This window comes from Streptomyces griseorubiginosus (assembly GCF_036345115.1).
GTDB classification, from domain to species: Bacteria; Actinomycetota; Actinomycetes; order Streptomycetales; family Streptomycetaceae; genus Streptomyces; species Streptomyces griseorubiginosus_C.
In genome coordinates this window covers 2,927,610-2,953,404 of sequence record NZ_CP107766.1, presented here as the reverse complement: position 1 = coordinate 2,953,404, position 25,795 = coordinate 2,927,610, and the positions used below count along the sequence as shown (strand labels likewise).

Below are 25,795 nucleotides of genomic sequence, written 5' to 3'. Positions count from 1 at the left end.
CGTGGGCGGCCTGTGACCCGGTGGGGGTTCAGCTGCCGCCCGGCCCGCCGTGCCACGACCCCCACAGCGCCGCGTACGCCCCGCCCGCCGCCACCAGCTCCTCGTGCGTGCCCAGTTCGGTCAGCAGGCCGTCCTCCATGACCGCCACCCGGTCCGCGTCGTGCGCGGTGTGCAGCCGGTGCGCGATGGCGATCACCGTGCGCCCTTCGAGTACGGCGGCCAGGGCGCGCTCGGTGTGCCGCGCGGTCGTGGGATCGAGCAGCGCGGTCGCCTCGTCGAGGATCAGCGTGTGCGGATCCGCCAGCACCACCCGGGCCAGCGCCAGTTGCTGCGCCTGCGAGCCGTCCGTGGAGTGGCCGCCCTCCTCGCCGAGCCGGGTGTCGAGCCCCTCGGGCAGCTCCCGCACCCACCCGTCCGCCCCTACGGCGGCCAGCGCGTCCCACAACTCCTCGTCCCCGGCGCCGGGTTCGGCGATGAGGAGGTTGTCGCGGACCGTGCCCAGGAAGACATGGTGCTCCTGGGTGACCAGGACGACCTGGCGGCGCAGCTGCTCGGGTCCGAGCCCGACGACGGGCACGCCACCGACGGTCACCGAGCCCGACGTGGGCGCGTCGACACCGGCCAGCAGTCTGCTCAGCGTGGTCTTCCCGGCACCGGACGGGCCGACCACCGCGAGCCGTTCCCCGGGACGCACGGTCAGGTCCACACCGCGCAGGACCTCGCCGCCGCGGCCGTAGGAGTAGCGCACGCCGGTGACGTCGATGCGATCGTCGGTGGGGGTGGGGGAGTCCTCGGCGGAGGTCCGCGGCGCTCCCGCGAGCCCTTCCACCCGGGCGAACGAGGCGCCGCTGGACTGGAGTTGCTCGACCCGCACCAGGATCTGGTCGAGCGGGTTGACCAGTTGCTGGAGGTACAGGGCGGCCGCGACGACCGAGCCGAGGCTCATCACGCCTCGCGCGTGCAGCATTCCGCCGATCAGGAGCACCCCGGCCACCGGCAGGATGTACGCGATCTCGACCACGGGGAAGAACACACTGCGCAGGTAGAGGGTGTACAGACGGGTGCGGCGGGCCGTGTCGAGGGCCTCCCGGCTGGCCCGGACGCGCCGCTCCTCCAGCCGCAGCGCCTCCACCGTGCGGGCACCGGACGCGGTGGCCGCGAGGATCTCGGCGACGTCGGAGGTGGCCGCGCCCTCGGCCAGATAGCCGTCCCGGGCCCGCCGCAGATACCAGCGCAGCACGAGCCAGATGGGCAGCAGGCCGAACAGGCCGACCGCGCCCAGCAGGGGGTTCAGGACGAACACCGCGGCGAGCAGGAACAGGAACTGCACGGAGTTGATGAGCAGTTCGGGACCCGCGTCGCGCAGCGTCGTCCCCACGGTCGCCACGTCCGCGGTGCCACGGGCGGTGAGGTCACCGGTACCGGCCCGCTCCACGACCGAGGCGGGCAGGGCGAGGGCGCGGTCCACGAACTCCTCGCGGACCCGGGCGAGGGTGCGTTCGCCGAAGCGGTGGCCGACATAGCGGGCCCAGCGGGCCAGGAGGAGCTGGACGCTCGCGCACACCACGAGGACGGCCGCGAGCCGGTCCACCGCGGCGACACCGCTCCCGGCGCGCACCTCGTCGATGATCCGGCCCAGCAGCCAGGGGCCGGCGAGGCCGGTGAGGGCCGCGGTGGAGTTCAGGGCGAGGACGGCGGTGAAGGCGCGGGTGTCCTTGCGGATCAGCCGGACGGAGGCGCGCCGTACGGCTGCCTGGTCGGCGACCGGGAGGTGGCCGTCGGTCACTTCATGACCTCCACGTCTCTTGCGACCAGGGCGCGGTATCCCGGTTCCTGCGTGAGGAGTTGCTGGTGGGTGCCGGTCGCTGCGAGCTTGCCGTCGACCAGGTAGAGGACGGTGTCGGCGTGGTCCAGGACGAGGGGGGAGGTGGTGGTGACGACTGTGGTACGGCCGTCTCTCGCCTCGCGCAGGCGTTCCGCCACGAGGGCTTCCGTGTGGGCGTCCAGGGCGGAGGTGGGTTCTACGGCCAGCAGGACCTCGGGGTTGGCGAGGAGGGCTCTGACGAGTCTGATGCGTTGGCGTTGGCCGCCGGAGAGGTTGCGGGCCTGGGCGTCCATGGGGGAGTCGAGGCCGTCGGGGAGACCCTGCGCGATGTCGTCTGCCACTGCTGCGTGTATCGCGGCCGCGGGTGAGTGGGGGCTGGTCGCGCAGTTCCCCGCGCCCCTTGGGCCGGAATCCGCGCCCCCGATCACATCGCGCAGTGTGCCTGCGAACAGGTCCGCCTCGTGGTCCGCGATCAAGATCTGCTGCCGGATCTGGGGCAGCCTGATCTCGTCCAGCGGTACTCCGCCCCAGGTCGCCCTTGACGGCGTGTAGCGGGCCAAGCGGTCCAGTACCGCAGCCGAATCCGCCGGGTGTGCCGAGGCCATGGCCGTCAGGCGGCCCGGGAGGATGCTCACGCCCGAGTCCGGGTCGTGCAGGACCGAGGGTTCGGCGGGGGCGTCTCTCGTGCCCGTGTCCTCCAGTGGCTCCAGGCGCAGGAACCGTACGACCCGCCGCGCGGCCACCACGCCCCGGCTCAGCTGGTATCCGCACTCCACCCAGAACGCCACCGGGCCCACCAGGACCGCGACATAGCCGTACACCGCCACCAACTCGCCGACGCTGATGTCCCCTTGGGCGGCGAGGCGGGCCGCGAGCCAGGTGACGGTGGCGAGGAACAGGGTGGGCAGACCCACGCCGAGGGCCTGGACCCAGCTGGTGACCGCGCCGACGCGGTAGCCCTGGGTGCGCAGGTGCTGGGAGTCGCGGTGGAAGGCGTCGGCGACCAGGCCCTTGCCGCCGAGGCCGTTGAGGACGCGCAGACCGCCCGCGAGGTCGGCGATCCGGGCGGTGAGGACGCCCTGGCGGTTGCGGTACTCCGTCTCGGCGCCCTGGAGGCGGGACAGGAACGGGCCCACGAGGAGCACGATCGCCGGGATGCCGAGGAGGACCACGGTCGCGAGGACCGGGGAGACCGAGACCAGCAGGGCGGCGACCGTCAGATAGGCGACACAGGCTCCGACGCCGGGGCCCACGACGGTCAGGGCCTGCGCGATCGTCTGCACGTCGCCCACGCCGATCGTGACGACCTCCCCGGCCCCCGTCCGGCGCGAGAGCGCGGCACCGAGGCGGACCGCCTGGCCGACGACCACCTTGACCGTGCGGAAGTTGGCGTCCATCCGCACCCGGGTCATCGTGCGGTGCCGCATGATGCTCAGCCACGCGTTGAAGGAACCGACCGCGAACAGCGCGAAGCACCAGCCCGCCAGCGCCGGCCAGTCACCCGGCTCCAGGCCCTCGTCGATCGCCTTCGCCATCAGGTACGGCGTCGCCGCGAGCAGCACCATCCAGGAACTGCCCAGCAGCGCCCCGGCCACCGACCGGCCCGGCTGGCAGCGGACCAGCCACCACAGGTACCGCCAGCCGCCCCGGACGTCCGGAACGCCCGGGTCCTCGTACGCGTCGATCACCTGTTCCCCCGCTCGCCCGTGTGGTCGCTCACGCCAGACTGTCCCGCCAGGCCCGGTGCAGATCCGCGAACCGGCCCGTGCCCGCGGTGAGTTCGGCCGGTGTGCCGTCCTCGACGATCCGGCCGTGCTCCATCACCAGCACCCGGTCGGCGATCTCCACGGTCGACAGCCGGTGCGCGATCACCACGGCGGTACGGCCCTTCAGGACCGTCGCCATCGCGCGCTGCACCGCCCGCTCGCCCGGGATGTCGAGCGAGCTGGTCGCCTCGTCCAGGATCAGCACCGCCGGGTCCGCCAGCAACGCCCGCGCGAACGCCACGAGTTGGCGCTGCCCCGCGGAGATACGGCCACCACGCTTGCGGACGTCCGTGTCGTAGCCGTCGGGCAGGGCGCTGATGAAGTCGTGGGCGCCGATCGCCTTCGCGGCCCGCTCGATCTCCTCGCGCGAGGCGTCCGGGCGGCCGATCGCGATGTTCTCGGCGACCGTGCCGGAGAACAGGAACGCCTCCTGGGTCACCATGACCACCCCGCGCCGCAGTTCGGGCACGGTCAGCTCACGCAGGTCCACGCCGTCCAGCAGGACGCGGCCCTCGGAGGGGTCGTAGAAGCGGGCGAGGAGTTTGGCGAGCGTCGACTTCCCGGCGCCGGTCGAGCCGACCACCGCGACGGTCTGTCCGGCGGGGAGCGTGAGGTCGAAGCGGGGCAGCACCTCGCCGCCGGTGCGGTAGCCGAAGGACACCCCCTCGAAGACGACCTCGCGGCCGGGACGGTCCGCGGACTCCAGCGCCGGGAGCTGCCGCGGAGCCGCCGGCTCCGGCACGGTCGGGGTCTGGGCGAGCAGACCGGCGATCTTCTCCAGGGAGGCCGCCGCCGACTGGTAGGAGTTCAGGAACATCCCCAGCCGGTCGATCGGGTCGTACAGCCGCCGCAGGTACAGCACCGCGGCCGCCAGCACCCCCAGCTCCAGCGAGCCCTGCGCGACCCGGTAGGCGCCCCACAGCACGATCCCCGCGACGGCCGTGTTGGCGACCAGCCGGGACCCGACGACATAGCGGGCCATCTCCAGCAGCGCGTCTCCGTTGACCCGCTCGTGGCGCTTGTTCAGTACGGCGAAGTCGGCGTCGTTGGCGGCCTCGCGGCGGAACGCGCGCACCGGGCGGATGCCGTTCATCGTCTCCACGAACTTCACGATCACGGCGGCGATCGCGGTCGACCGCTTCCGGTACACCCGGCCCGCGCGCCGCTGGTAGATCCGCACCAGCCCGTACAGCGGCACGAAGGACGCCACCGCGACCGCGCCGAGCCCGAGGTCCAGCCAGAGCAGCAGCGCGGAGATGTAGAGGAAGGACAGGACGACGGTGACGAGCTCCTGGAGGCCCTCGTTGAGCAGTTCGCGCAGCGACTCGACGTCCGTCGTGGAGCGGGAGATGAGCCGGCCCGAGGTGTAGCGCTCGTGGAAGTCGACGCTCAGCGCCTGCGCGTGCCGGAAGATCCGGCCGCGCAGATCGAGCAGGACGTCCTGGTTGACGCGGGCGGACACCAGGATGAACGCGTACTGCAGAGCGCCGGAGGCCAGCGAGCACAGCAGGTAGCCGACGCCCACCGCGATCAGCGGGCCGTGGTCGCCGTCCCGGAACGCGGGGACGGCCCGGTCGATCGCGTAGGCCACGATCAGCGGGCCCGCCTGCACGGCCGCCTGCTGGAGCAGCAGCAGGAGGGTCGTGACGGTGACGCGGGCCTTCATCGGGGCGAGCAGGGAGCGCAGCAGAAGGGCGGTGGCGCGCGGGGGAGCGGGCAGCCGGTCCTCGTCGAACGCGTCGTCGGCCCGCTTCTCGCCGGGCGGCCGCGGCTCTTCGTCCGTGGTGGGCGCGGACGTGGTGGGGGCCGTCATCGGGCGTCCTCCCCTTCCCCGGAGTCCCCGGACCCGGACATCAGATGGGCGTACTCGGCGTTGGTGCGCAGGAGTTCGTGGTGGGTGCCGACGGCCGTGATGCGGCCCTCGGACAGCAGCGCGACCCGGTCGGCGAGCTGCACGGTGGAGGGACGGTGGGCGACGATCAGCGCGGTGGTGTCGGCCAGGACGTCCCGCAGCGCGGCCTCCACGGCGGCCTCGGTGTGGACGTCCAGGGCGGACAGCGGGTCGTCCAGGACGAGGAACCTCGGCCTGCCGACGACGGCCCGGGCGAGGGCGAGGCGCTGGCGCTGGCCGCCGGACAGGCTGAGGCCCTGTTCGCCGACCTGCGTCTCGGTGCCCTGGGGGAGGGCGTGCACGAAGTCGGCCTGGGCGACGGAGAGGGCTCTGTCCAGTTCTCGTTCGTCCTGGCCCATCAGGACGTTGTCGCCGACGCTGGTGGAGAAGAGGGTGGGGTCCTCGAAGGCCACGGCTACTTGTGAGCGCAGCTCTTCTCGGGACATGGCGGTGATGTCCTCGCCGTCCAGGGTGATGCGGCCCGAGGTGAGTTCGTGGAGGCGGGGGACCAGAGCGGTGAGGGCGGTCTTGCCGCTGCCTGTTGCGCCTACGAGGGCCATGGATTCACCCGGCCGGATGTGGAGATCGATGCGGTCGAGAACGGGTGGTGCGTCCTCGGGGGCGTCCGGGAAACGGAACGAGACCGCCGAGAAGCGCATGCCGTCGTCGCGGGCTGCGGGTGCGTGGGGGCTTGTCGCGCCGTTCCCCGCGCCCCTATCGGGCGCGTCTTCCTGCTCCGGTGCTTCGTCCATCGCCTCGAAATAGCGCTCCGTCGCCGTCGCCGCCTCCTGGCTCATCGCCAGCAGGAAGCCGATCGACTCGACCGGCCATCTCAGGGCGAGGGCCGTCGACAGGAACGCGACCAGCGTGCCCGCCGACAGGTCGCCGTCCGCCACCTGGACGCAGCCCAGGACCAGCGCGGCCCCGATGGCCACCTCGGGGAGCGTGGTGATGACGCCCCAGATCGTGGCCAGGAGGCGGGCCTTGCGCAGCTCGGTGCCGCGCAGCTTCGCGGACAGGTCGCGGAACGCCCTCGCCTGCGACCGGTGCCGGCCGAAGCCCTTGATGATGCGGATGCCGAGGACGCTCTCCTCGACGACCGTCGTGAGGTCGCCGACCTGGTCCTGGGCGAGACGCGCCACATGGTGGTAGCGCTTCTCGAAGATCACGCAGGTGACCATCACGGGGATCGCGGGGCCGAGGATCACCAGGCCCAGGGTCCAGTCCTGGAGCAGCATGATGATGACGCCCACGAGGATCGTCACCGCGTTGACCAGCAGGAAGGTCAGCGGGAAGGCGAGGAACATGCGCAGCAGCATGAGGTCGGTGGTGGCCCGGGACAGCAACTGGCCGGAGGCCCAGCGGTCGTGGAAGGCCACCGGGAGGCGCTGGAGGTGCCGGTACAGGCCCGCCCGCATCTCCGCCTCCACATGGGAGAGCGGTCTCGCCACCAGCCACCGCCGCAGCCCGAACAGCAGCGCCTCCGTGAACCCGAGCAGCAGCAGGTACAGCGCTCCGAGCCACACGCCGGCCGTGTCCCCGTCGGCGACCGGGCCGTCCACCATCCACTTCAGGACGAGCGGGATCACCAGCCCCGTACAGGAGGCGAGGATCGCCACGAGCGCGGCGGTCAGCAGCCGCGCGCGGGCCGGCCGGACATACGGCCACAGACGCAGCAGGGTCTTCACGGCCGACCCGCCCTTGGTGGTTGCATGTGTAATGGACATCAGCTGCGAGCCTACGGACCGGCACTGACAACGCCCACCGAGTTTTGGCCGGACCGGAGTCGGCCGCTGGACCTACGACCTGCGTGTTCGAGGGGCCGTACAGGAGCGGCGAGGGGGTCGTACCGCCGCATCCACCGATCGGTTGATGCCGTTTCGAGCGCGACGGGCGATGTGGCACCCGGCCCCCGGCCGGGACGCTGGTGCCATGTCCGTCATCGAAGTCAGCGAACTGCGCAAGTCCTACGGCGGCCGGGCCGTCGTCGACGGTGTCTCCCTCACCGTCGAGGAGGGCGAGATTTTTGGAATTCTTGGCCCGAACGGCGCCGGCAAGACCACCACCGTCGAGTGCGTCGAGGGGCTGCGGGTCCCCGACGGGGGCCGGGTCCGGGTCACCGGGCTCGACCCCGTCGCCGACCACGCGCGCGTGGCCCGCGTCCTCGGCGCCCAGCTCCAGGAGAGCGAACTCCAGGCCAAGCTGACCGTCCGCGAGGCCCTGGAGCTCTACAGCACCTTCTACGACCGGCCCCTCGACTGGCGGCCGCTCGCCGAACGTCTCGGTCTCGCCCAGAAGCTGACGACCCGGTTCGGCAAGCTCTCCGGCGGCCAGAAGCAGCGCCTGTTCATCGCGCTCGCCCTGGTCGGCAACCCGCGGATCGTCGTCCTGGACGAGCTGACCACCGGTCTCGACCCGCGCGCCCGCCGCGACACCTGGGAGCTGATCGAGGACGTGCGCGCGAACGGCGTGACCGTCCTGCTGGTCACCCACTTCATGGAGGAGGCGCAGCGGCTCTGCGACCGGATCGCCGTGATCGACAAGGGACGGGTCGCCGCGCTGGACACCCCGGCCGGGCTCATCCGGCGTTCGGCGGGCGGCACCGTCATCAGCTTCACCCCGTCCGCGCCGCTCGACGCGCACGAGCTCAACGCCCTGCCCGCGCTCGCCTCCGTCGAGGACCGGGACGGCCGTCTCACCCTCTCCGGCACCGACGAGACGGTGAACGCCGTCATCACCCTGCTCGCCCGCCGGCACGTCACCGCCCACCAGCTCAGGGTCGTCGACGCCACCCTCGACGACGCGTTCCTGGACCTCACGAAGACCGACACCCAGGAGGCCACGGCATGAACACCGCCGTCCTGCGGACCGAGGTCCGCCTCTTCCGCCGCGAACCCGGCGCCCTCTTCTGGATCCTGCTGTTCCCCACCCTGCTCCTGGTGATCCTCGGCTCGATCCCGTCGTTCCGGAACCACGACGCCGACCTCGGCGGCCTCAGGACCATCGACGTCTACGTCCCGGTGGCCGTGCTCCTCGGCCTGATCGTCGGCGGCCTCCAGTCGATGCCGCAGACCCTCACCGGCTACCGCGAACGCGGCATCCTGCGCCGCATGTCCACCACCCCGGTCCGCCCGACCGCCCTGCTCACCGCGCAGATGACCGTCTACGGCGGCGCCGCCCTGGCGTCAGCGCTGCTGGCCCTCGCCGTCGGACGGTTCGCCTTCGCCGTACGACTGCCCGAACAGCCCCTCGGATACCTGCTGGCCCTGGTCCTCGCCGTGCTCGCCGCCCTCGCGCTCGGCGCGGTGGTCTCCGCGCTGTCCCGGACCACGAAGATCGCCGGCGCCATCGGGTCCGCGGTGTTCTTCCCGGCGATGTTCTGCGCGGGCGTGTGGGCGCCGGTGCAGACCATGCCGCACGTCCTCGCCCGGATCGTCGGGTACACCCCGTTCGGGGCGGCCGCCGAGGCCCTGAACCGGGCCGCGGCCGGGCACTGGCCGGGCTGGACCCACGTGGGTGTGCTCGTCGTCTGGACGCTGCTGCTCACGGGCGCCGCGTCACGCTGGTTCCGCTGGGAGTAGGGGAGGGGCCGTGCAGACTGGGGAGATGAACGCGTCGGACGCCCGGATCGACCGGTACTGGGAACGCCTGCACGTCTGGGGGCCGTACGGACTCCTCGGCACCGGCGTCGTCCTCGCGATCGTCTCCGCGGGCATCATGGACGGCCCCGTCGACTGGTACCTCGTCGGGATCCTGGTGGGCGCCGCGGTCCTGCTCCAGGTGTGGTGGCACGGCACCCGGCACCGCCGCGCCGACCGGGGCCGCAGCCCCTCCCGGGCCGGGACGGCGTACTACCTGGTCCGCTGGGCGATCGCCTTCGTCCTGACCTGGCTCAACCCGTTCTTCGCGTTCTACGCGGCGGCCGGCTACATGGACGCCGACGAGCTGATCCCGGGCATGTGGCGGCGGCTGGGGCTGTTCGCGAGCGCGGTCACCGTGGCCGGCGCGCAGGCCGGCGGGCTGATGCCGGACAGCACGGCCCAGTGGCTGGGGTTCGCCGCGCTGCTGGCCGCCAACTACGGCCTCCAGTCGGTGGTCGCGCACATCACCGAGCAGGAGGAGCAGCGTTCCCGCGAGCGCGCCTCGACCATCGAGGCCCTCCAGCAGGCGCTCGACGAGAACGCCGCCCTGCACGCCCAACTCCTCGTCCAGGCACGGGAGGCCGGGGTCGCCGACGAGCGCAGGCGGCTCGCCGCCGAGATCCACGACACCCTCGCCCAGGGCCTGACCGGGATCATCGCCCAGCTCCAGGTCGTCGCGAACACGCCCGACGAGAGCCAGGCCCGCGAGCACGTCCACCGGGCGATCGACCTCGCCCGGCACAGCCTCGGCGAGGCCCGCCGCTCGGTGCACAACCTCGCCCCGGTCGCCCTGGCCGACGCGGGGCTCCCCGAGGCCCTGAAGCAGACGGTCGCCGACTGGGGCGAACGCACCGGCGTACGCGCCGAGTTCACGGTCACCGGCACCGCCGAGCAGCTCCACGACGAGGTCTCCGCGACCTTGCTCAGGATCGCCCAGGAGGCCCTCTCCAACGCCGCCCGGCACGCGCACGCCACCCGCCTCGGCGTCACCCTGAGCTTCCTGACCGACGAGGTGATCCTCGACATCCGCGACGACGGACGCGGCTTCGACCCGCTCGCCCTGCCCGCCCGCACCCGAGCGGGCGGCTTCGGCCTCGACGGCATGCGGGCCCGCGCGGAACGCATCGCCGGTTCCCTCACCGTCGAGTCGGAGCCGGGCCACGGCACCGCGCTGTCGGCTCGCGTACCGTTGGTCCGCCATGACCAGTGACATCTCGGTGCTGATCGTCGACGACCATCCCGTCGTACGGGACGGTCTGCGCGGCATGTTCGCCTCCGCGCCCGGCTTCACCGTGCTCGGTGAGGCCTCCGACGGCGTCGAGGCGGTCGAGCGGGCCGCGGCCCTCGACCCCGACGTGATCCTGATGGACCTGCGGATGCCGGGCGGCGGCGGGGTGGACGCCATCCGCGAGCTGACCCGCGCCGGCGCCCGGGCGAAGATCCTCGTCCTGACGACGTACGACACCGACTCCGACACGCTGCCCGCGATCGAGGCGGGCGCGACCGGCTACCTCCTCAAGGACGCCCCGCGCGACGAGCTGTTCACCGCGGTACGGGCGGCCGCGGAGGGCCGCACGGTGCTGTCCCCGGCGGTGGCGTCCCGGCTGGTCTCCGCCGTCCGCTCACCCGGGGCACCGGCCAACGAGCCCCTGTCCGCCCGTGAGCGCGAGGTCCTCGCCCTGGTCGCCAGGGGCACTTCCAACCGCGAGATCGCCCGCGAGCTGTTCATCAGCGAGGCGACCGTGAAGACCCACCTCACCCACCTGTACGCCAAGCTGGGCGTCAACGACCGCGCGGCGGCGGTCGCGACGGCGTACCAGCGGGGGATCCTCGGCTAGTCGGGGTAGGGCAGCAGACCGGAGGCGGTCCTCTCCCACGCGGCCTTCAGCTCGGCCAGCAACTCCGGCCTGTCCGGGGCGAGATCGGCCTGCTCGCGCAGGTCGGTGCCGAGGTCGTACAGGTGGTCCTTGCCGGCGGAGTCCTGGTAGTACTTCCAACTCCCGCGCCGCAGCGCCCGGTTGGCCCGCACCCGCCAGAACAGGTCCCGCTCCGGGAGGTCCTGGCCCCGCAGCAGGTAGCCGGCGAGGCTCGTCCCGTCCAGCGGGTACGCCGGGTCGGGACGGGCGCCCGCGACCTCCAGGAAGGTCGCCGTCCAGTCGGGGGAGAAGTTCGGCTCGTGGCTGACCTGGCCGCCGTCGATCCGGTGCGGCCAGCGCACGATCGTCGGCACCCGGATGCCGCCCTCCTGGAGGACGAACTTCTCACCGCTGAGCGGCCACAGGTACGACCAGCGTTCACCGCCGTTGTCGCTGGCGAAGTACACCAGCGTGTGCTCCTCCTGCCCCGAGCGGCGCAGCGCCGCGAGCACCTCGCCGACGGCCGCGTCGAGGCTCTCCACCATCTCGGTGTACTTGGCGACCGAGCCGCCGTCGTAGTGGTTGAACGCGATGCTGCGTTCCGCCTGGCTCTTCGCGGCGCGGATCCTCGCCGCGATCTCGGCGCCCGTCTCCTCGTCGCCCTCCGCGAGCCAGGGCCAGTGCGGGGTGGTGAAGTTGAGGTTCAGCAGCCAGGGCTTGTCGTGCTTGCGGCCGACGTACTCGACGGCCCGCTCGGTGAGGACCTCCGTGTAGTACCGCAGGTCCTCGTAGGTGGCGTCGCCCTCGTAGAGGTCGTAGTCGCCCAGCTGGCCCAGCTTGGAGAAGTACTCCAGCACACCGCCGCGGTTGCCGAAGAACTCGTCCCAGCCCGACTTGGTGGGGCTGTGGTCCGGGAGCCAGCCGCAGTGCCACTTGCCGATGAGCGCGGTCGAGTAACCGGCCTTCTTCAGCAGGGACGCGAGCGTGGGGTGGTTCGGGTCCAGCCCCTGCGTCCGGTCGGCCACGGGCTCGGCGAGCCCGCCCGGGGTACGCCCCGGATAGCGTCCGGTGTACAGGCTGAACCGGGTCGGCGAGCAGGTCGAGGAGCCCGAGTACGCGTCCGTGAACCGCACCCCCTGCCGGGCCAGCCGGTCCAGGTTCGGCGTCCTGATGTGCGGGGCGCCGTAGGAGGACAGGTCGGCCCAGCCGAGGTCGTCGCCGAGGATGACGAGGAGGTTGGGGCGTCTGCCGGAGGAACCACCGGCCCGGGCCTGGAAGGGGCGTTCGGCGGGGGCGGCTTCGGCGGTGGTCGTCGTACCGGCGACGGCGGTCACGGCACCGCCACCGACGAGACCACCGAAGGCACGGCGGGAGATCTCGGACATGGGGGCGAGTCTGATCAGCGGACAGTTGTCATGGCCAGCGATCACATGAGCTGTTCACGGACCTGCAACAGCCGGCCTCAGCCGGCCACCCTGAGCAGCAGCACCGCCCGCGCCGGCACCGTCACCGACGACCCCGCCCGGTGCACCACCCCCGGAGCCTCCCCCTGCTCCTCCCTCGACGTGTCGACGACCACCTCGTACCGCTCCGCCCACGGCGGTCCCGGCAGCTGGAAGGCCGTCGGGCGGTCGCCCGCGTGCAGGACGGCCAGGAAGCTGTCGTCGAGGATCGGTGCCCCGCGCTCGTCACGGCCGGGGATGTCCCGCCCCGACAGATACATCCCGAGCGTGGCCGCAGGCGCGTACCAGTCGCGTTCCGTCATCTCCGTGCCGCGCGCCGTGAACCAGGCCAGGTCGCGCAGGCCGTCCGCCGAATGCGCCCGCCCCGAGAAGAAGGCCCGGCGCCGCAGCACCGGATGCCGGTGGCGCAGGTCGATCAGCCGGGCGGTGAGGTCGAACAGGGCCTTCCAGCCCGGGTCCTCGAGGAGCCCCCAGTCCACCCAGCTGATCTCGTTGTCCTGGCAGTAGGCGTTGTTGTTGCCGCGCTGCGTGCGGCCCAGCTCGTCGCCCGCGACCAGCATCGGCACCCCCGTCGACAGCAGCAGGGTGGTTAGCAGGTTCCGCAGCTGCCGCCGCCGCAGCGCCCGTACCCGCTCGTCGTCCGTCTCGCCCTCGGTGCCGCAGTTCCACGCCCGGTTGTCGTCGGTGCCGTCCCGGTTGCCCTCGCCGTTGGCCTCGTTGTGCTTCCTCTCGTACGACACCAGGTCGCGCAGGGTGAAACCGTCGTGCGCGGTGATGAAGTTGACCGAGGCGTACGGCCGCCGGCCGCCCCACGCGTACAGGTCGCTGGAGCCCGAGAGGCGGTAGCCGAGATCGCGTACGTCCGGCAGCGCGCCCCGCCAGAAGTCCCGTACGGCGTTGCGATAGCGGTCGTTCCACTCCGTCCACAGGGGTGGGAAGGCGCCCACCTGGTAGCCGCCCGAACCGACGTCCCAGGGCTCGGCGATCAGCTTCACGCGCCGGAGCACCGGGTCCTGGGCGATGACCGCGAGGAACGGGGACAGCATGTCGACGTCGTGCATCGAGCGGGCCAGCGCGGCCGCCAGGTCGAAGCGGAAGCCGTCCACGCCCATCTCCGTCACCCAGTAGCGCAGGGAGTCGGTGATGAGCCGTAGGACATGCGGCTGGACCACGTGCAGGGTGTTGCCGCAGCCGGTGTAGTCCGCGTAGCGCCTGGCGTCCGACTGGAGGCGGTAGTAGCCGCGGTTGTCGATGCCCTTGAGGGACAGCGTGGGCCCCAGCTCGCCCGCTTCCGCCGTGTGGTTGTAGACCACGTCGAGGATCACCTCGATCCCGGCGGCGTGCAGCGCGCGGACCATGCGCTTGAACTCACCGACCTGCTGACCCGTCGTACCGGAGGCGGCGTAACCGGCGTGCGGCGCGAAGTAGCCGATGGAGTTGTAGCCCCAGTAGTTCTTCAGGCCCCGCCGCAGCAGATGGTCCTCGTGCGCGAACTGGTGGACGGGGAGCAGCTCGACGGCCGTGACGCCCAGCTTCACCAGATGCGCGATCGCGGCCGGGTGCGCCAACCCGGCGTACGTGCCGCGCAGTTCCTCGGGGATGCCGGGGTGCAGCGCCGTGAAGCCCCGCACGTGCAGCTCGTAGATGACGGAGTCCGCCCACGGGGTCTTCGGGCGGCGGTCCTCCATCCATTCGTCGTCGGTGACGTCGTCGTGGACGACCACGCCCTTCGGGACGAACGGCGCCGAGTCGCGGTCGTCGCGCACGGTGTCCGCGACCTGCTGCTGCGGCCAGTCGCGGACATGGCCGTACACCTCCGGCGGCAGGCTGAAGTCGCCGTCCACCGCGCGGGCGTACGGGTCCAGGAGCAGCTTCGCCGGGTTCCAGCGGCCGCCGGTCCAGGGGTCCCAGCGGCCGTGCACCCGGAAGCCGTAGCGCTGGCCGGGCATCACGCCGGGCACGAAGCCGTGCCAGATCTCGTGCGTGAGCTCGCTGAGCCGGGCCCTGGTCTCCTTGCCGTCCGCGTCGAACAGGCACAGCTCGACGGCCTCGGCGCCGCCCGCCCAGAGGGCGAAGTTGGTCCCCGCGACCCCGTCCGGGCCGACCCGGAACCTGGCTCCCAGCGGGGTGGGCGCGCCGGGCCACACGGGTACCTTCGGCGTGCCTCGCCGTGTGGTGCCGTTCACCAGCGTGGCGGGGCGCTCTTCGGCGGCTTCCGTCACCGCCTCCTGCTCGGCTGCGCTGGACAACTGTCCTCCCACGGCTCGTGGAACGAGGTGGGAAAGGGTGCGTGACGTCCCGGTCCCGGCGCCCTCTCACGTCGTTCTCCCCACTGTTCTGCCCAGCGCTTGCCCCGCTTTCACGTTTCCCGGTGCGATGCGCGGTACGGGGAGGGTGGGTCTGTCGTCGGGCGGGTGCGGGTGCGTTGTGGCCGTTCGCGCAGTTCCCCGCGCCCCTGAGGGGCGCGTCCACGTGGCCGTAGTGTCCAAGGCGTCGCGTTTCCCCCAGAAGGGCCTCGTCGTTGGGTTCCTCGTGAGACATGGACGTGGGCGCGCTCGGCGCGTCGGGGCCGTACTGGCCGCCGTACTGACATGGGCAGGACTGCTGGCCGGGGTCGCCGGCTGTAGCGCGGGCGGGGGTGGGGGGATCGGCGGTGTCGGGGGGTTCGGGAAGCCGCCCGCGCCCGAGGACGTGATCAGGGTCGCGCCCGACGACGGCAGCAAGGGCGTGCCGCCGGAGGAGAAACTGCGGGTCCGGGTGCCGAGCGGGCGCCTGGAGTCGGTCACCGTCGTCAAGTCCCAGGACGCGCAGGACATCCCGGTGCCCGGGCACATCTCCGACGACGGACTGCGCTGGGAACCCGACGACGCACAGCTCGCGCTCGCCGCCAAGTACACCGTCCACGCGGTCGCCCTCGACGCCCACGGACGCCGCTCCGCCCGGCACACGACCTTCACCACGTACGTCCCCGAGCAGCGCTTCATCGGGTACGTCAGCCCCGAGAACCGCTCCACCGTCGGCACCGGGATGATCGTCTCCCTGGAGTTCAACCGGGCGATCGAGGACCGCGCCGCCGTCGAACGCGCCGTGCACGTCACCTCGCAGCCCCCCGTCGAGATCCGCCCGCACTGGTTCGGCGGCGGCCGGCTCGACTTCCGCCCCGAGCACTACTGGGAGCCCGGCACCCGCGTGACCGTCGCCCTGCGGCTCCGTGACGTGGAGGGCGCGCCCGGCGTCTACGGCCTCCAGTACAAGACCTTCTCCTTCACCGTCGGCCGCAGCCAGGTCTCCCTCGTGGACGCGGCCGCCCACACCATGCAGGTCCGGCGGGACGGCGAACTCCTCGCGACCGTGCCGATCACCGCCGGCGCCCCGAGGACGACCACGTACAACGGCAAGATGGTCGTCACCGAGATGCTCGAGGTGACCCGCATGAACAGCCGGACCGTCGGGTTCGGCGGTGAGTACGACATCCCGGACGTCCCGCACGCCCTGCGCCTGACCGACTCCGGCACCTTCCTGCACGGCAACTACTGGGCGCCGGACGCCCCCGGCAGGATCAATGTCAGCCACGGCTGCGTGGGACTCAGGGACGTGAAGGGCGGCAGCTCGGACACCCCGGCGGGCTGGTTCTTCGACCGCAGTCTCGTCGGTGACGTGGTCGAGGTCGTCCACAGCGATGACAAAAAGGTCGCTCCCGACAATGGACTCGGGGGATGGAATATGAGTTGGAAGCAGTGGAAGACGGGCAGTGACTGAATGGTGACCTTCCACTCACAAGATTCTGAAATTTATGCGGTTAATATGCGCCGACACGCGGTGATCGCGGGGGTGATGCGGGCCTGACCAGGCCCGGCGAGGGGAGAACGACTTGAACGTGCGACCGATATCGGGGGCGTCGGTTGACGCGCGGGGGCGCGGGGCCAAGGGGTTGCTGGCGCTGATACTCGGCGTCCTGCTGCTGGCCGTGACCGCCTGCGGTGGCGGAGGATCCGGCTCCGGCTCCGGGTCCGGGGACGCCAAGAGCGAGAAGGGTGACTCGGCCGCCGCCGAGACCAAGCAGTCGGAGGCGGTCGTCTCCATCACCCCGAAGGACGGCGCGAAGTCCGTCGACACCAGCGGCGTCCTCAAGGTCGGCGCCACCAAGGGCAAGTTGACCGAGGTGCGGGTCAAGGACGCCAAGGGCACCGCGGTGGAGGGGAAGATAGCCGCGGACGGCTCCTCCTGGACGCCGTCCACCCATCTCGCCTCCGGCACCGCCTACACGGTGCACGCGGTCGCGAAGGACTCCAAGGGCCGTACGGCCGCCGAGGACTCCGGCTTCACCACCCTGACTCCCAAGAACACCTTCGTCGGCACCTTCACGCCCGAGGACGGCTCGACCGTCGGCGTCGGAATGCCGTTCTCCCTCCGCTTCACCCGGGGCATCACCAGCCCCGAGGACGTCGAGAAGGCCATCACGGTCAAGACCTCGCCGGCCGTCGACGTCGAGGGCCACTGGTTCGGCAACGACCGTCTGGACTTCCGCCCCGAGCAGTACTGGAAGGAAGGCACCAAGGTCACCGTCGAGCTCCGCCTCGACGGCGTCGAGGGGCGCAAGGGCGTCTACGGCAAGCAGAACAAGACCGTCTCCTTCACCATCGGCCGCAACCAGGTCTCCGTCGTGGACGCCAAGAAGCACACGATGAAGGTCACCCAGGACGGCAGGACCATCAAGACCCTCAAGGTCACCACCGGCAAGCCCGGCTACGACACCTGGAACGGCCAGATGGTCATCAGCGAGAAGCTCGCGGTGACCCGGATGAACGGCGAAACGGTCGGCTACGGCGGCGAGTACGACATCAAGGACGTCCCGCACGCGGCCCGCCTCACCGACTCCGGCACCTTCATCCACGGCAACTACTGGGGCGGCGACGCCTTCGGCAACTACAACGCCAGCCACGGCTGCGTGGGCCTGCGCGACGTCAAGGGCGGCTACGACAGCGGGGTGCCGGCGGCCTGGTTCTTCAACCACTCCCTGCTCGGCGACGTGGTGGTCGTGAAGAACTCCGACGACGCGACGGTCGCCCCGGACAACGGGCTCAACGGCTGGAACATGTCGTGGGAGAAGTGGACGGCGTAGTCCTTACGACGGTCAGCGGGTCCGGTGTGAGGTACTGCACCGGGCCCGTTCCCGTTAGTGCCCGTTAACCTGCTGACATGACCGTGAATCTCGAAGTCGCCGAAGGCGTCGGCACCATCCGTCTCGACCGGCCGCCCATGAACGCGCTGGACGTGGCCACCCAGGACCGGCTCAAGGAGCTCGCCGAGGAGGCGACCCGGCGCGAGGACGTACGCGCGGTGGTCGTGTACGGCGGGGAGAAGGTGTTCGCGGCCGGCGCGGACATCAAGGAGATGCAGAACATGGACCACACCGCGATGGTCCTGCGCGCCCGCGACCTCCAGGACTCCTTCACGGCCGTGGCCCGCATCCCCAAGCCGGTCGTCGCGGCGATCACCGGCTACGCGCTGGGCGGCGGCTGCGAACTCGCCCTCTGCGCCGACTTCCGGATCGCCGCGGACAACGCCAAGCTGGGCCAGCCGGAGATCCTGCTCGGTCTGATCCCCGGCGCGGGCGGCACCCAGCGCCTGGCCCGGCTGGTCGGCCCGTCCAAGGCGAAGGACCTGATCTTCACGGGCCGTATGGTCAAGGCGGACGAGGCGCTGACACTGGGCCTGGTGGACCGGGTCGTCCCCGTCGACGAGGTGTACACGCAGGCGCACGCCTGGGCGGCGAAGCTCGCGCAGGGGCCGGCGATCGCGCTGCGCGCCGCGAAGGAGTCGATCGACACGGGGCTCGAGACCGACATCGAGACGGGCCTCGCGGTGGAACGGAACTGGTTCGCAGGCCTGTTCGCCACCGAGGACCGCGAGCGGGGCATGAAGAGCTTCGTCGAGGAGGGCCCCGGCAAGGCGAAATTCCTCTGAACCCCTTGCAGTTGACACGATGTCTGATCCGGTTCCCTCGATGGGGCGGTTTATGGGAGCCTTAAGGCAGCCTTAAGTCTGCCTTGTCGAGGGAGTCCGTCGATTGCCTCCTCGTGAGCCTCCGCCGCAGGTCACAGGGGCTGTCGACGGCGCCGATGTGCCTGCGGCATATGCCGATCGGTGTTCTCGGAGCGACGCATTCCGGGGGGCGTATTCGTCAGGAACGGCCCCGGAGGGCGCTTTGGGCGGCCATGATGGGGTCATGGCGGGGCTGGAGGGTTTCGAACAGCCGCGGGGAGACGGTCGTGCGACGGCGGCGCGCTGGTCTCCGGCGGTCGAGGACGAGCACGCACTGAAGGCGCTCGAACTGTTCGGAAACCCCACCGAGGCGGAGGTCCCGCTGCCCTCCCGGCCGGAGTCCGCGGCGGCCGCCCGGCGCCTGACCCAGGTGATCGTGCTGCGTCAGTGGGGGCTGACTCCCAAGATGACGGAGGACGCGGTCTTACTCGTGTCCGAACTCGTCGGCAACGCCGTACGGCACACGGGCGCGCGGGTGTTCGGCCTGCGCATGCGGCGCCGGCGGGGGTGGATCCGGATAGAGGTACGCGATCCCTCCCGGGGGCTGCCCTGTCTGATGCCGGTGCAGGAGATGGACGTCAGCGGACGGGGGCTGTTCCTCGTCGACAAGCTGTCCGACCGGTGGGGGGTCGATCTGCTGCCCCGCGGCAAGACGACCTGGTTCGAGATGCGGGTGGCCGACCGCTAGCCGGTGGGTCGATCAGCGGCAATCTGGTGCAGAACCCCTTAAATGGGGCGGGTGACCGCTACCGATCGCCGGGCCGTGCTGCTCGCCACCGCTGGGCTCACGTTGGCCGCGGGGTGTGCGACCAGGAGTGCCGTCGCTCATCCCGCCCACTCCGCCGGCAGCGCCCCACCCCTCCCCGCCCAGCTCACCCACGGCCCCCGCGACCGCCCCCGTGTCGCCCTCACCTTCCACGGCGCCGGTGATCCCGCCGTCGCCCGCGCGCTCCTCACCGAGGCCGAGCAGCGCGGCGCCCGGGTCACCGTGCTCGCCGTGGGCAGCTGGCTCGACACGCACCCCGACCTCGCCCGCCGGATCCTCGACGGCGGGCACGACCTCGGCAACCACACCCTCAACCACCTCGACATCAACGCGATGTCCGAGGCCGAGGCGCGTCAGGAGATCACCGGCTGCGCCGAGCGGATCCGGCGGCTCACCGGCTCCGTCGGAAGCTGGTTCCGGCCCTCCCGTACGCCCACCGCCTCACCCCTCGTCGTCCGGCTGGCCCAGGAGGCCGGCTACCCGCACGTCCTGTCCTACGACGTCGACTCCCTCGACTTCACCTCGCCCAGCGCCGCCGCCGTCGCCCGCAAGGTCCTCGCCGAGATCCGCGAAGGGTCCGTGGTGAGCCTGCACTTCGGGTACGCCGACACGGTCGCCGCGCTCCCCGTCGTACTGGAAGAACTCGACCGGCGCGGCCTGGCCGCGGTGACCACCACGGAGTTGTTCAGCTGATGCCCCGCACCCTCGCCCAGCGCGCTCTGATCGCCTGTGCCGCCCTCGCCGTCCTCGCCGCCTGCGGCACCGAGACCAAGGACGGGGCGACCGAGGCCCTCGGCACCAAGGCCGCCGTCCCCGCCCCGGTGAAGCCGGTGAAACCCGTGCGGAAGCGGGTCCAGGGGCTGCCCGGGATGCCGCCCGTGCTCGACCCGAAGGACGTGTACGCCGCCGACCGCCCGAACCGGCTCTCGCCCGTGGTGAAGGACTTCCCGTCCCGGGTCTACGTCCCGAACACCGAGTCCGACACCGTCTCCGTCATCGACCCGAAGACGTACCAGGTCGTCGAGACCCTCCATGTCGGGCGGCAGCCCCAACACGTCGTGCCGTCCTGGGACATGAAGACGCTGTGGGTCAACAACAACCGCGGGCACACCCTCACCCCGATCGACCCGAGCACCGGGAAGGCGGGCGAGCCGGTCGAGGTGCACGACCCCTACAACCTGTACTTCACGCCGAACGGCAGGTACGCCGTGGTGATGGCCTCCCTGGACCGGGAGCTCGTCTTCCGCGACCCGCACACCATGGAGCGCAGGAAGACGGTCCCGGTCAGCTGCTACGGCGTCAACCACGCCGACTTCTCCCTGGACGGCCGGTACTTCATCGTCTCCTGCGAGTTCAGCGGGGAACTGCTGAAGGTCGACACCGAGAAGATGAAGGTGATCGGGCAGCAGAAGCTGCCCTTCGACGGGGCCATGCCGCAGGACGTCAAGGTCTCGCCCGACGGGAAGCGGTTCTACGTCGCCGACATGATGGCCGACGGGATGTGGGTCCTGGACGGCGACACCTTCGGCAAGCCGACCCTGCTGCCCACCGGCAGGGGCACCCACGGCCTGTACGTCAGCCGCGACTCCCGCGAGATGTACGTCTCCAACCGCGGCGAAGGGACCGTGTCCGTCTTCGACTTCACCCGGAACAGGATCACCAGGAAGTGGCACCTGCCCCAGGGCGGCAGTCCCGACATGGGCGGCGTCTCCGCCGACGGCAAGGTCCTGTGGCTCTCCGGCCGCTACAACTCCGAGGTCTACGCCATCGACACCCGCACCGGAGAACAGCTCGCCCGCATCAAGGTCGGCAGCGGCCCGCACGGCCTCGCGGTGTACCCCCAGCCGGGCCGCTACTCCCTCGGCCACACCGGGATCTTCCGCTGAAGCCGGCCCGGCGCCGTCGTGGAGTCCCCGCCGCTCCATGCCGCAACCGGCACCCGGTGTTCCGGGGTGTCCTGACGACCGGCCTGGCGGGCCGGAGACGCCACGGAGGCCCGCCGACGACCGGGTCTCGCTCCGCCGGCCGCCGCCCGCCACTCCAGCCTCCGGCCCGCCCCGCGCTCGCCCGGACACCGCCGCCGGAACGCACCGCGTCCTCACCGAGGTGGGCCGGTGACCCGTCCAGGTGCCAGCAGCACCGCTTCCGCGCCCACCGGGTGGTAGCCCGCCGCCTGGAAGGCGCGCAGGCTGCGGGCGTTGCCGGGGGAGACCTGGGCCCACAGGGGCTCCGCGGTCAGGTGGCGGGCCGCGGTCACCAGGGCGCGGCCCAGGCCCCGCTGCCGTACGGCCTCGTCGACCTCGACCGAGACCTCCAGGCGGCCGCCCACACCGCGTCCCGTCACCAGCACCCCGCCGTCGGCAGTCCACGCGCGGATGTCGTCGCGGCGCCTGCGGGCGTAGGCGATACGGGGGTGGTTCGCGTCCTCGATCTCCTTCAGCGGGAGCGGGGGTTCGCCCGGCAGGGGGTCGGCGACCAGCATCACGTCGATGGTCTCCGACCTGCGCCCGGTCCGGTCCTGGAGGGCCGTCAGGAAGCGCGGGTTCATGGTCGCGGCCAGCGCGTCGCAGTCCAGGCCGCGCAGGGTGGCGTGGACCCACGCGGGGTCCTCGTCGGTGAAGACGACCGAGTGGGCCGTGAAGGAGAGGACACCCGCGTCCCGGTGGCCGGCCTGCGGAACGACCGTGGTGCCGCCGTCCGCGGGCGGGAAGACACCACGGGCCGCCGCATCGAGAATGTCCCGCAAAGTCTCCATCACCGCGCTCCTTGAGTCTCCACCCGCTGGAAGGCCCAGACTCGCAGACATGATCGAAGACGGCACCGGCCTTTTCACCATCGGCGAGCTGGCCCGGGCCACCGGACTGACCGTGCGGACCATCCGCTACTGGTCCGACGAGGGCGTCCTCGGCCCGGTGACCCGCTCCGCCGGCGGCTACCGGCTCTACGACACCGAGTCCGTCGCCCGTCTGGAGCTGATCCGCACGCTGCGGGAACTGGGCCTCGGGCTGGACGTCGTACGTCAGGTGGTCGCCGGCGAGAAGGACCTCGCCTCCGTGGCAGCCGCGCACGTGGCGGCCCTGGACGCGCAGATCCGGTCGCTGAAGGTGACCCGGGCGGTGCTGTCGACCGTGGCGCGACGCGGTTCGACCGCGGAGGAGATGACACTCATGAACAAGCTGGCACGGCTGTCCGCCGCCGAGCGGCAGCGGATCGTGGACGACTTCGTGGAGGAGACCTTCAGCGGGCTGGACACCGCCGACCCGGTGATCCGGGACCGGCTGCGCCGGATCGGCGTCGACCTGCCCGACGACCCGACCCCCGAGCAGGTCGACGCCTGGGTCGAGCTGGCCGAGCTGCTGCGGAAGGAGGACTTCCGGGCAGCGATGCGCAGGATGATCGAGTTCAACGCGGCCGGCCGGGGCCCCGACACCCCGGCCGGCACCTCGATGTGGTTCATCCGGCGGCTGGTCGAGCTGGTCGGGGACGCCATGGCGCGCGGCACGGCACCCGAGGACCCCGAGGCGGACGCCCTGCTCGACGAACTGCTGGGGGAGGGGACGGACCGGGCGGCGGTGCTGGAACGCATCGACCTGGGCCAGGAGGTCGCCCGCTACCGGGAGTTGGCCGCCGTCATCTCCGGCGCGCCCGAGCCACCGAGGTACCAGGCGGAGTTCTCCTGGGTGGTCGCCGCGCTGCGGGCCAGGACCGGCGGCTAATCTGACCTGCGGCAGCAAGCCAGCGAGACACGAAGCACAGGAAAAGGGGCGGACCGGTGGCGCACATCGACATCGAGGAAGCACGCAAGCAGTTCGAGCGCATCGATGCGGACGGTGACGGCTCCATCACCGCCGCCGAGTTCAAGTCCGCCCTGGCCCAGGGCGGCGACTGGAACGTGACCGAGTCGGTCGCCGAGGCGATCATCAAGAGCCGCGACCTGAACGGCGACAAGCTCCTGTCGTTCGACGAGTTCTGGGCCTACCTGAACAAGTAGGACGTACGGGGAAGGGGGCGCCCACCGGCTTCCGGTGGGCGCCCCCTTCGTCATGCCGGGCGCCTGGTCCGTACCGTCCAGCGGCCGTCGTGCCGCTCCAGCACCAGCGGCAGGTCGAAGCACCTGCCCACCTGGTCGCCGGTGAGGACGTGCGACACCGGGCCCCGCGCGAGGACCCGGCCCTCCCGCAGCAGCATCGCGTGGGTGGTGCCGGGCGGAAGCTCCTCCAGGTGATGCGTGACGAGGACGGTCGCCAGCTCCGGATGCTCCCGGCGCAGGGAGTCCAGGGCGTCGATCAGCTGCTCGCGGCCCGGCAGGTCGAGGCCGGTGGCCGGTTCGTCGAGCAGCAGCAGCCGTGGCTTCGGCATCAACGCGCGGGCGATGAGCGTACGGCCGCGCTGCCCGTGGGAGAGCGTGGGCCAGCGGGCGTCGGCGAGACCGGCGAGGCCGAGGGTGCCGATGAGCCGGTGGGCCTGCCGGAGCTGCCCCGGCGTCGGCCGCCAACGGGGGAGCAGCGCCACGGAGTTGGTCAGCCCGGTCAGGACGACGTCTCGGACCCGCAGCGGCGCGGTGAGCGGATGGCGCGGGTCGACGTGACCGACGTGGGCGCGCAGCTCCCGCAGGTCCACCCGGCCCAGCCTGCGGCCCAGCACCTCGACCGTGCCCGCGGTGGGGTGCGTCAGGGCGCCGAGCAGGCCGAGCAGCGTGGACTTGCCCGCGCCGTTGGCGCCCAGCAGCGCCCAGTGCTCCCCGGCCCGGACGGTCAGGGACACCTCCTGGAGGATCGCCCTGCCGTCCCGGACCACACGGACGTCCTCGGCGCGCAGGACCTCCCTCACCGCAGCGCCCGATTGACCGCGGACAGCACGGCCCGGACACCGGCGGCCGGTCCCACACCGGCACCCCAGGCCGCCGTACGACCGTCGACCCGGCACTGGGCGTAGGCCGCCGTGCCGTCCTCGGCGAAGTCGACGACCTCGACCGCGTACCCGGCGCCGGCGAGCGCGTCCACGAAGGCCGAGAGCGCGCTGGTGCCCGTGCCCTCGTGGTCGCCGACCCGGTCGTCGCACTCCAGGGTGCCGACGAAGCGGTGGACGCCGGGCGCCTCCTCGTACGCCGTCCCGTCGTGCAGCCGGACCTCGCCCTCCGTGAGATAGGTGGCCCGGAACAGCTCGTACAGCTCTTTCGGACTCATCTCCCGGCCGCTGGTGTCGGTGGCCTCCTGGACGGTCCGGGAGAAGTCGGGGCGCATCCGGGGCGGCAGGTCGATGCCGTGGTGGGTGCGCAGCAGGTACGCCGTGCCGCCCTTGCCCGACTGGGAGTTGACGCGGATCACCGCCTCGTAGGTGCGCCCGATGTCGGCCGGGTCGATCGGCAGGTAGGGGACCTGCCAGGGCTCGTCCGGGTGCTGGTCCCGGTGGGCGAGGCCCTTGCTGATCGCGTCCTGGTGGGTGCCGGAGAAGGCGGTGTGGACGAGGTCGCCGGCGTACGGGTGGCGGGGGTGCACGGGGAGCCGGTTGCAGTGCTCGACGGTCTCCTTCACCGCGTCGATGTCCCCGAAGTCGACCATGGGGTCCACCCCCTGGGCGTACAGGTTCATCGCGAGGGTCACCAGGTCGACGTTCCCGGTGCGCTCGCCGTTGCCGAACAGACAGCCCTCCACGCGCTGGGCACCCGCCAGTACGGCGAGTTCGGCGCAGGCGACGCCGGTGCCGCGGTCGTTGTGCGGGTGCACGGAGAGGATCACGGAGCCACGGCGGGAGAGGTTCCGGTGCATGTACTCGATCTGGTCGGCGTACACGTTCGGGGTGGCGATCTCGACGGTGGCCGGGAGGTTGAGGGTGACGGGGCGGTCGGGGCTCGCGTCCCACAACCGCGTGAGCATGTCGGACAGTTCGAGGACGAAGTCGGGTTCGGTGAGGTTGAAGGTCTCGGGGGAGAACTGGAAGCGGACGGCGGTGCCGGTGAGGGCGTCGGCCCGCCGTGCCATGTGCTCGGCCGCCTCCCGCACGGTTCGCCGCACCTCGTCCCGGTCCCGGCCGAGGACGACGTCCCGCCACACCGGCGAGGTGGCGATGTAGAGGTGTACGACGGCCCGCGGCAGCCCGGCGATCGAGTCGAAGGTCCGGTCGAGGAGGTCCTCGCGGGCCGGGGTGAAGACGACCGGGGTCACGTCGTCGGGGACGGCACCGCCGGTCACCAGGTGTCGGACGAAGTCGAAGTCCATGCGGCTCGCGGAGGGGTAGCCGACCTCGATCTCCTTGAAGCCGGTCCGCACCAGCAGCTCGAAGAAGCGGCTCTTGCGGGTGGTGTCCATCGGCTCGGCCAGGGCCTGGTTGCCGTCCCGCAGGTCGACCGGGACCCACAGGGGTGCGCGGTCGATCCGGGCGGAGGGCCACCTCCGTTCGGTGACGGGGACGTTCACCCGGTCCTGGAAGGGGCGGTAGCGGTGGAACGGCATCGGGCTCGGGCGCTGGGGGTTCCAGACGGAGGCCGCGGGGGCCGGGGTGGGTGTCATGGGGCCGGTGTCCTTCTGCTCGGTCATGGGATG

General features: G+C 71.7%; 21 protein-coding genes. 12 read left to right on the top strand and 9 right to left on the bottom strand.

Annotated features, from left to right (window positions below; translation table 11 throughout):
- Nucleotides 1–28: 28 nt before the first annotated feature.
- From OHN19_RS13090 to OHN19_RS13075, 4 genes are read right to left on the bottom strand one after another with little or no spacing between them, the layout of a single operon-like run.
- Nucleotides 29–1,786, bottom strand: coding sequence for an ABC transporter ATP-binding protein (locus OHN19_RS13090; RefSeq protein ID WP_330264367.1), 1,758 nt, complete (start codon nt 1,784–1,786; stop codon nt 29–31).
- A complete protein-coding gene (locus OHN19_RS13085) occupies nt 1,783–3,513 on the bottom strand; it encodes an ABC transporter ATP-binding protein (RefSeq protein WP_330264366.1) in 1,731 nt (576 codons plus the stop codon). Before OHN19_RS13085 ends, OHN19_RS13090 begins: the two co-directional genes overlap by 4 nt.
- A 28-nt stretch (nt 3,514–3,541) precedes the next feature.
- Nucleotides 3,542–5,404: an ABC transporter ATP-binding protein gene (locus OHN19_RS13080; protein WP_330264365.1), complete on the bottom strand. Its 1,863-nt coding sequence runs from the start codon at nt 5,402–5,404 to the stop codon at nt 3,542–3,544.
- Nucleotides 5,401–7,209 carry an ABC transporter ATP-binding protein gene (locus OHN19_RS13075; RefSeq protein ID WP_330264364.1) on the bottom strand — a complete coding sequence of 603 codons (1,809 nt, stop codon included), beginning with the start codon at nt 7,207–7,209 and terminating at the stop codon, nt 5,401–5,403. The genes OHN19_RS13080 and OHN19_RS13075 overlap by 4 nt, the downstream gene beginning before the upstream one ends.
- Nucleotides 7,210–7,414: 205 nt before the next feature.
- On the opposite strand from OHN19_RS13075, the gene OHN19_RS13070 reads away from it, so the two are divergent.
- From OHN19_RS13070 to OHN19_RS13055, 4 genes are read left to right on the top strand one after another with little or no spacing between them, the layout of a single operon-like run.
- Complete coding sequence (locus OHN19_RS13070) at nt 7,415–8,332, top strand: ABC transporter ATP-binding protein (protein WP_330264363.1); 918 nt, start codon at nt 7,415–7,417, stop codon at nt 8,330–8,332.
- A complete protein-coding gene (locus OHN19_RS13065) occupies nt 8,329–9,063 on the top strand; it encodes an ABC transporter permease (protein WP_330264362.1) in 735 nt (244 codons plus the stop codon). The genes OHN19_RS13070 and OHN19_RS13065 overlap by 4 nt, the downstream gene beginning before the upstream one ends.
- Nucleotides 9,064–9,088: 25 nt before the next feature.
- The gene (locus OHN19_RS13060; RefSeq protein ID WP_330264361.1) at nt 9,089–10,333 is read left to right on the top strand and encodes a sensor histidine kinase; all 1,245 of its coding nucleotides are present in this window, start codon (nt 9,089–9,091) and stop codon (nt 10,331–10,333) included.
- Nucleotides 10,323–10,961, top strand: coding sequence for a response regulator transcription factor (locus tag OHN19_RS13055; RefSeq protein ID WP_330264360.1), 639 nt, complete (start codon nt 10,323–10,325; stop codon nt 10,959–10,961). Before OHN19_RS13060 ends, OHN19_RS13055 begins: the two co-directional genes overlap by 11 nt.
- On the opposite strand, the gene OHN19_RS13050 is transcribed toward OHN19_RS13055, so the two are convergent.
- Together OHN19_RS13050 and glgX are read right to left on the bottom strand one after the other, a co-directional pair.
- A complete protein-coding gene (locus tag OHN19_RS13050; RefSeq protein WP_330264359.1) occupies nt 10,958–12,364 on the bottom strand; it encodes a sulfatase in 1,407 nt (468 codons plus the stop codon). The genes OHN19_RS13055 and OHN19_RS13050 overlap by 4 nt on opposite strands.
- Before the next feature lie 77 nt (nt 12,365–12,441).
- Nucleotides 12,442–14,691: a glycogen debranching protein GlgX gene (gene glgX, locus OHN19_RS13045; RefSeq protein WP_330264358.1), complete on the bottom strand. Its 2,250-nt coding sequence runs from the start codon at nt 14,689–14,691 to the stop codon at nt 12,442–12,444.
- 283 nt (nt 14,692–14,974) lie between these two features.
- Between glgX and OHN19_RS13040 the strand changes: the two genes are divergently transcribed.
- The 6 genes from OHN19_RS13040 (at nt 14,975) to OHN19_RS13015 (ending at nt 21,139) form a co-directional block, all read left to right on the top strand.
- Nucleotides 14,975–16,201 carry a L,D-transpeptidase gene (locus tag OHN19_RS13040; protein WP_330264357.1) on the top strand — a complete coding sequence of 409 codons (1,227 nt, stop codon included), beginning with the start codon at nt 14,975–14,977 and terminating at the stop codon, nt 16,199–16,201.
- A gap of 112 nt (nt 16,202–16,313) precedes the next feature.
- A complete protein-coding gene (locus tag OHN19_RS13035; protein ID WP_330264356.1) occupies nt 16,314–17,564 on the top strand; it encodes a L,D-transpeptidase in 1,251 nt (416 codons plus the stop codon).
- A 77-nt stretch (nt 17,565–17,641) separates the two neighbouring features.
- The gene (locus tag OHN19_RS13030; protein WP_330264355.1) at nt 17,642–18,409 is read left to right on the top strand and encodes an enoyl-CoA hydratase/isomerase family protein; all 768 of its coding nucleotides are present in this window, start codon (nt 17,642–17,644) and stop codon (nt 18,407–18,409) included.
- Nucleotides 18,410–18,671: 262 nt separating this feature from the next.
- A complete protein-coding gene (locus tag OHN19_RS13025) occupies nt 18,672–19,175 on the top strand; it encodes an ATP-binding protein (RefSeq protein WP_330264354.1) in 504 nt (167 codons plus the stop codon).
- A gap of 42 nt (nt 19,176–19,217) precedes the next feature.
- Entirely contained in the window at nt 19,218–19,946 is a 729-nt protein-coding gene (locus OHN19_RS13020) for a polysaccharide deacetylase family protein (protein WP_330264353.1), read from the top strand.
- Complete coding sequence (locus tag OHN19_RS13015) at nt 19,946–21,139, top strand: YncE family protein (protein WP_330264352.1); 1,194 nt, start codon at nt 19,946–19,948, stop codon at nt 21,137–21,139. Before OHN19_RS13020 ends, OHN19_RS13015 begins: the two co-directional genes overlap by 1 nt.
- Nucleotides 21,140–21,351: 212 nt before the next feature.
- Here OHN19_RS13015 and OHN19_RS13010 read toward each other — a convergent pair whose 3' ends face one another.
- Entirely contained in the window at nt 21,352–22,008 is a 657-nt protein-coding gene (locus OHN19_RS13010) for a GNAT family N-acetyltransferase (protein ID WP_330264351.1), read from the bottom strand.
- Between the two features lie 49 nt (nt 22,009–22,057).
- On the opposite strand from OHN19_RS13010, the gene OHN19_RS13005 reads away from it, so the two are divergent.
- Nucleotides 22,058–22,969, top strand: coding sequence for a MerR family transcriptional regulator (locus OHN19_RS13005; RefSeq protein WP_330264350.1), 912 nt, complete (start codon nt 22,058–22,060; stop codon nt 22,967–22,969).
- Between the two features lie 56 nt (nt 22,970–23,025).
- Nucleotides 23,026–23,244 (top strand): EF-hand domain-containing protein, encoded by a 219-nt coding sequence (locus tag OHN19_RS13000; protein ID WP_330264349.1) that lies wholly within the window; start codon nt 23,026–23,028, stop codon nt 23,242–23,244.
- A 50-nt stretch (nt 23,245–23,294) separates the two neighbouring features.
- Here OHN19_RS13000 and OHN19_RS12995 read toward each other — a convergent pair whose 3' ends face one another.
- On the bottom strand, nt 23,295–24,083 hold the full coding sequence (locus OHN19_RS12995) for an ABC transporter ATP-binding protein (RefSeq protein WP_330264348.1): 789 nt from the start codon (nt 24,081–24,083) through the stop codon (nt 23,295–23,297).
- On the bottom strand, nt 24,080–25,789 hold the full coding sequence (locus OHN19_RS12990; RefSeq protein ID WP_419249518.1) for a 2-isopropylmalate synthase: 1,710 nt from the start codon (nt 25,787–25,789) through the stop codon (nt 24,080–24,082). The genes OHN19_RS12995 and OHN19_RS12990 overlap by 4 nt, the downstream gene beginning before the upstream one ends.
- Nucleotides 25,790–25,795: the final 6 nt, after the last annotated feature.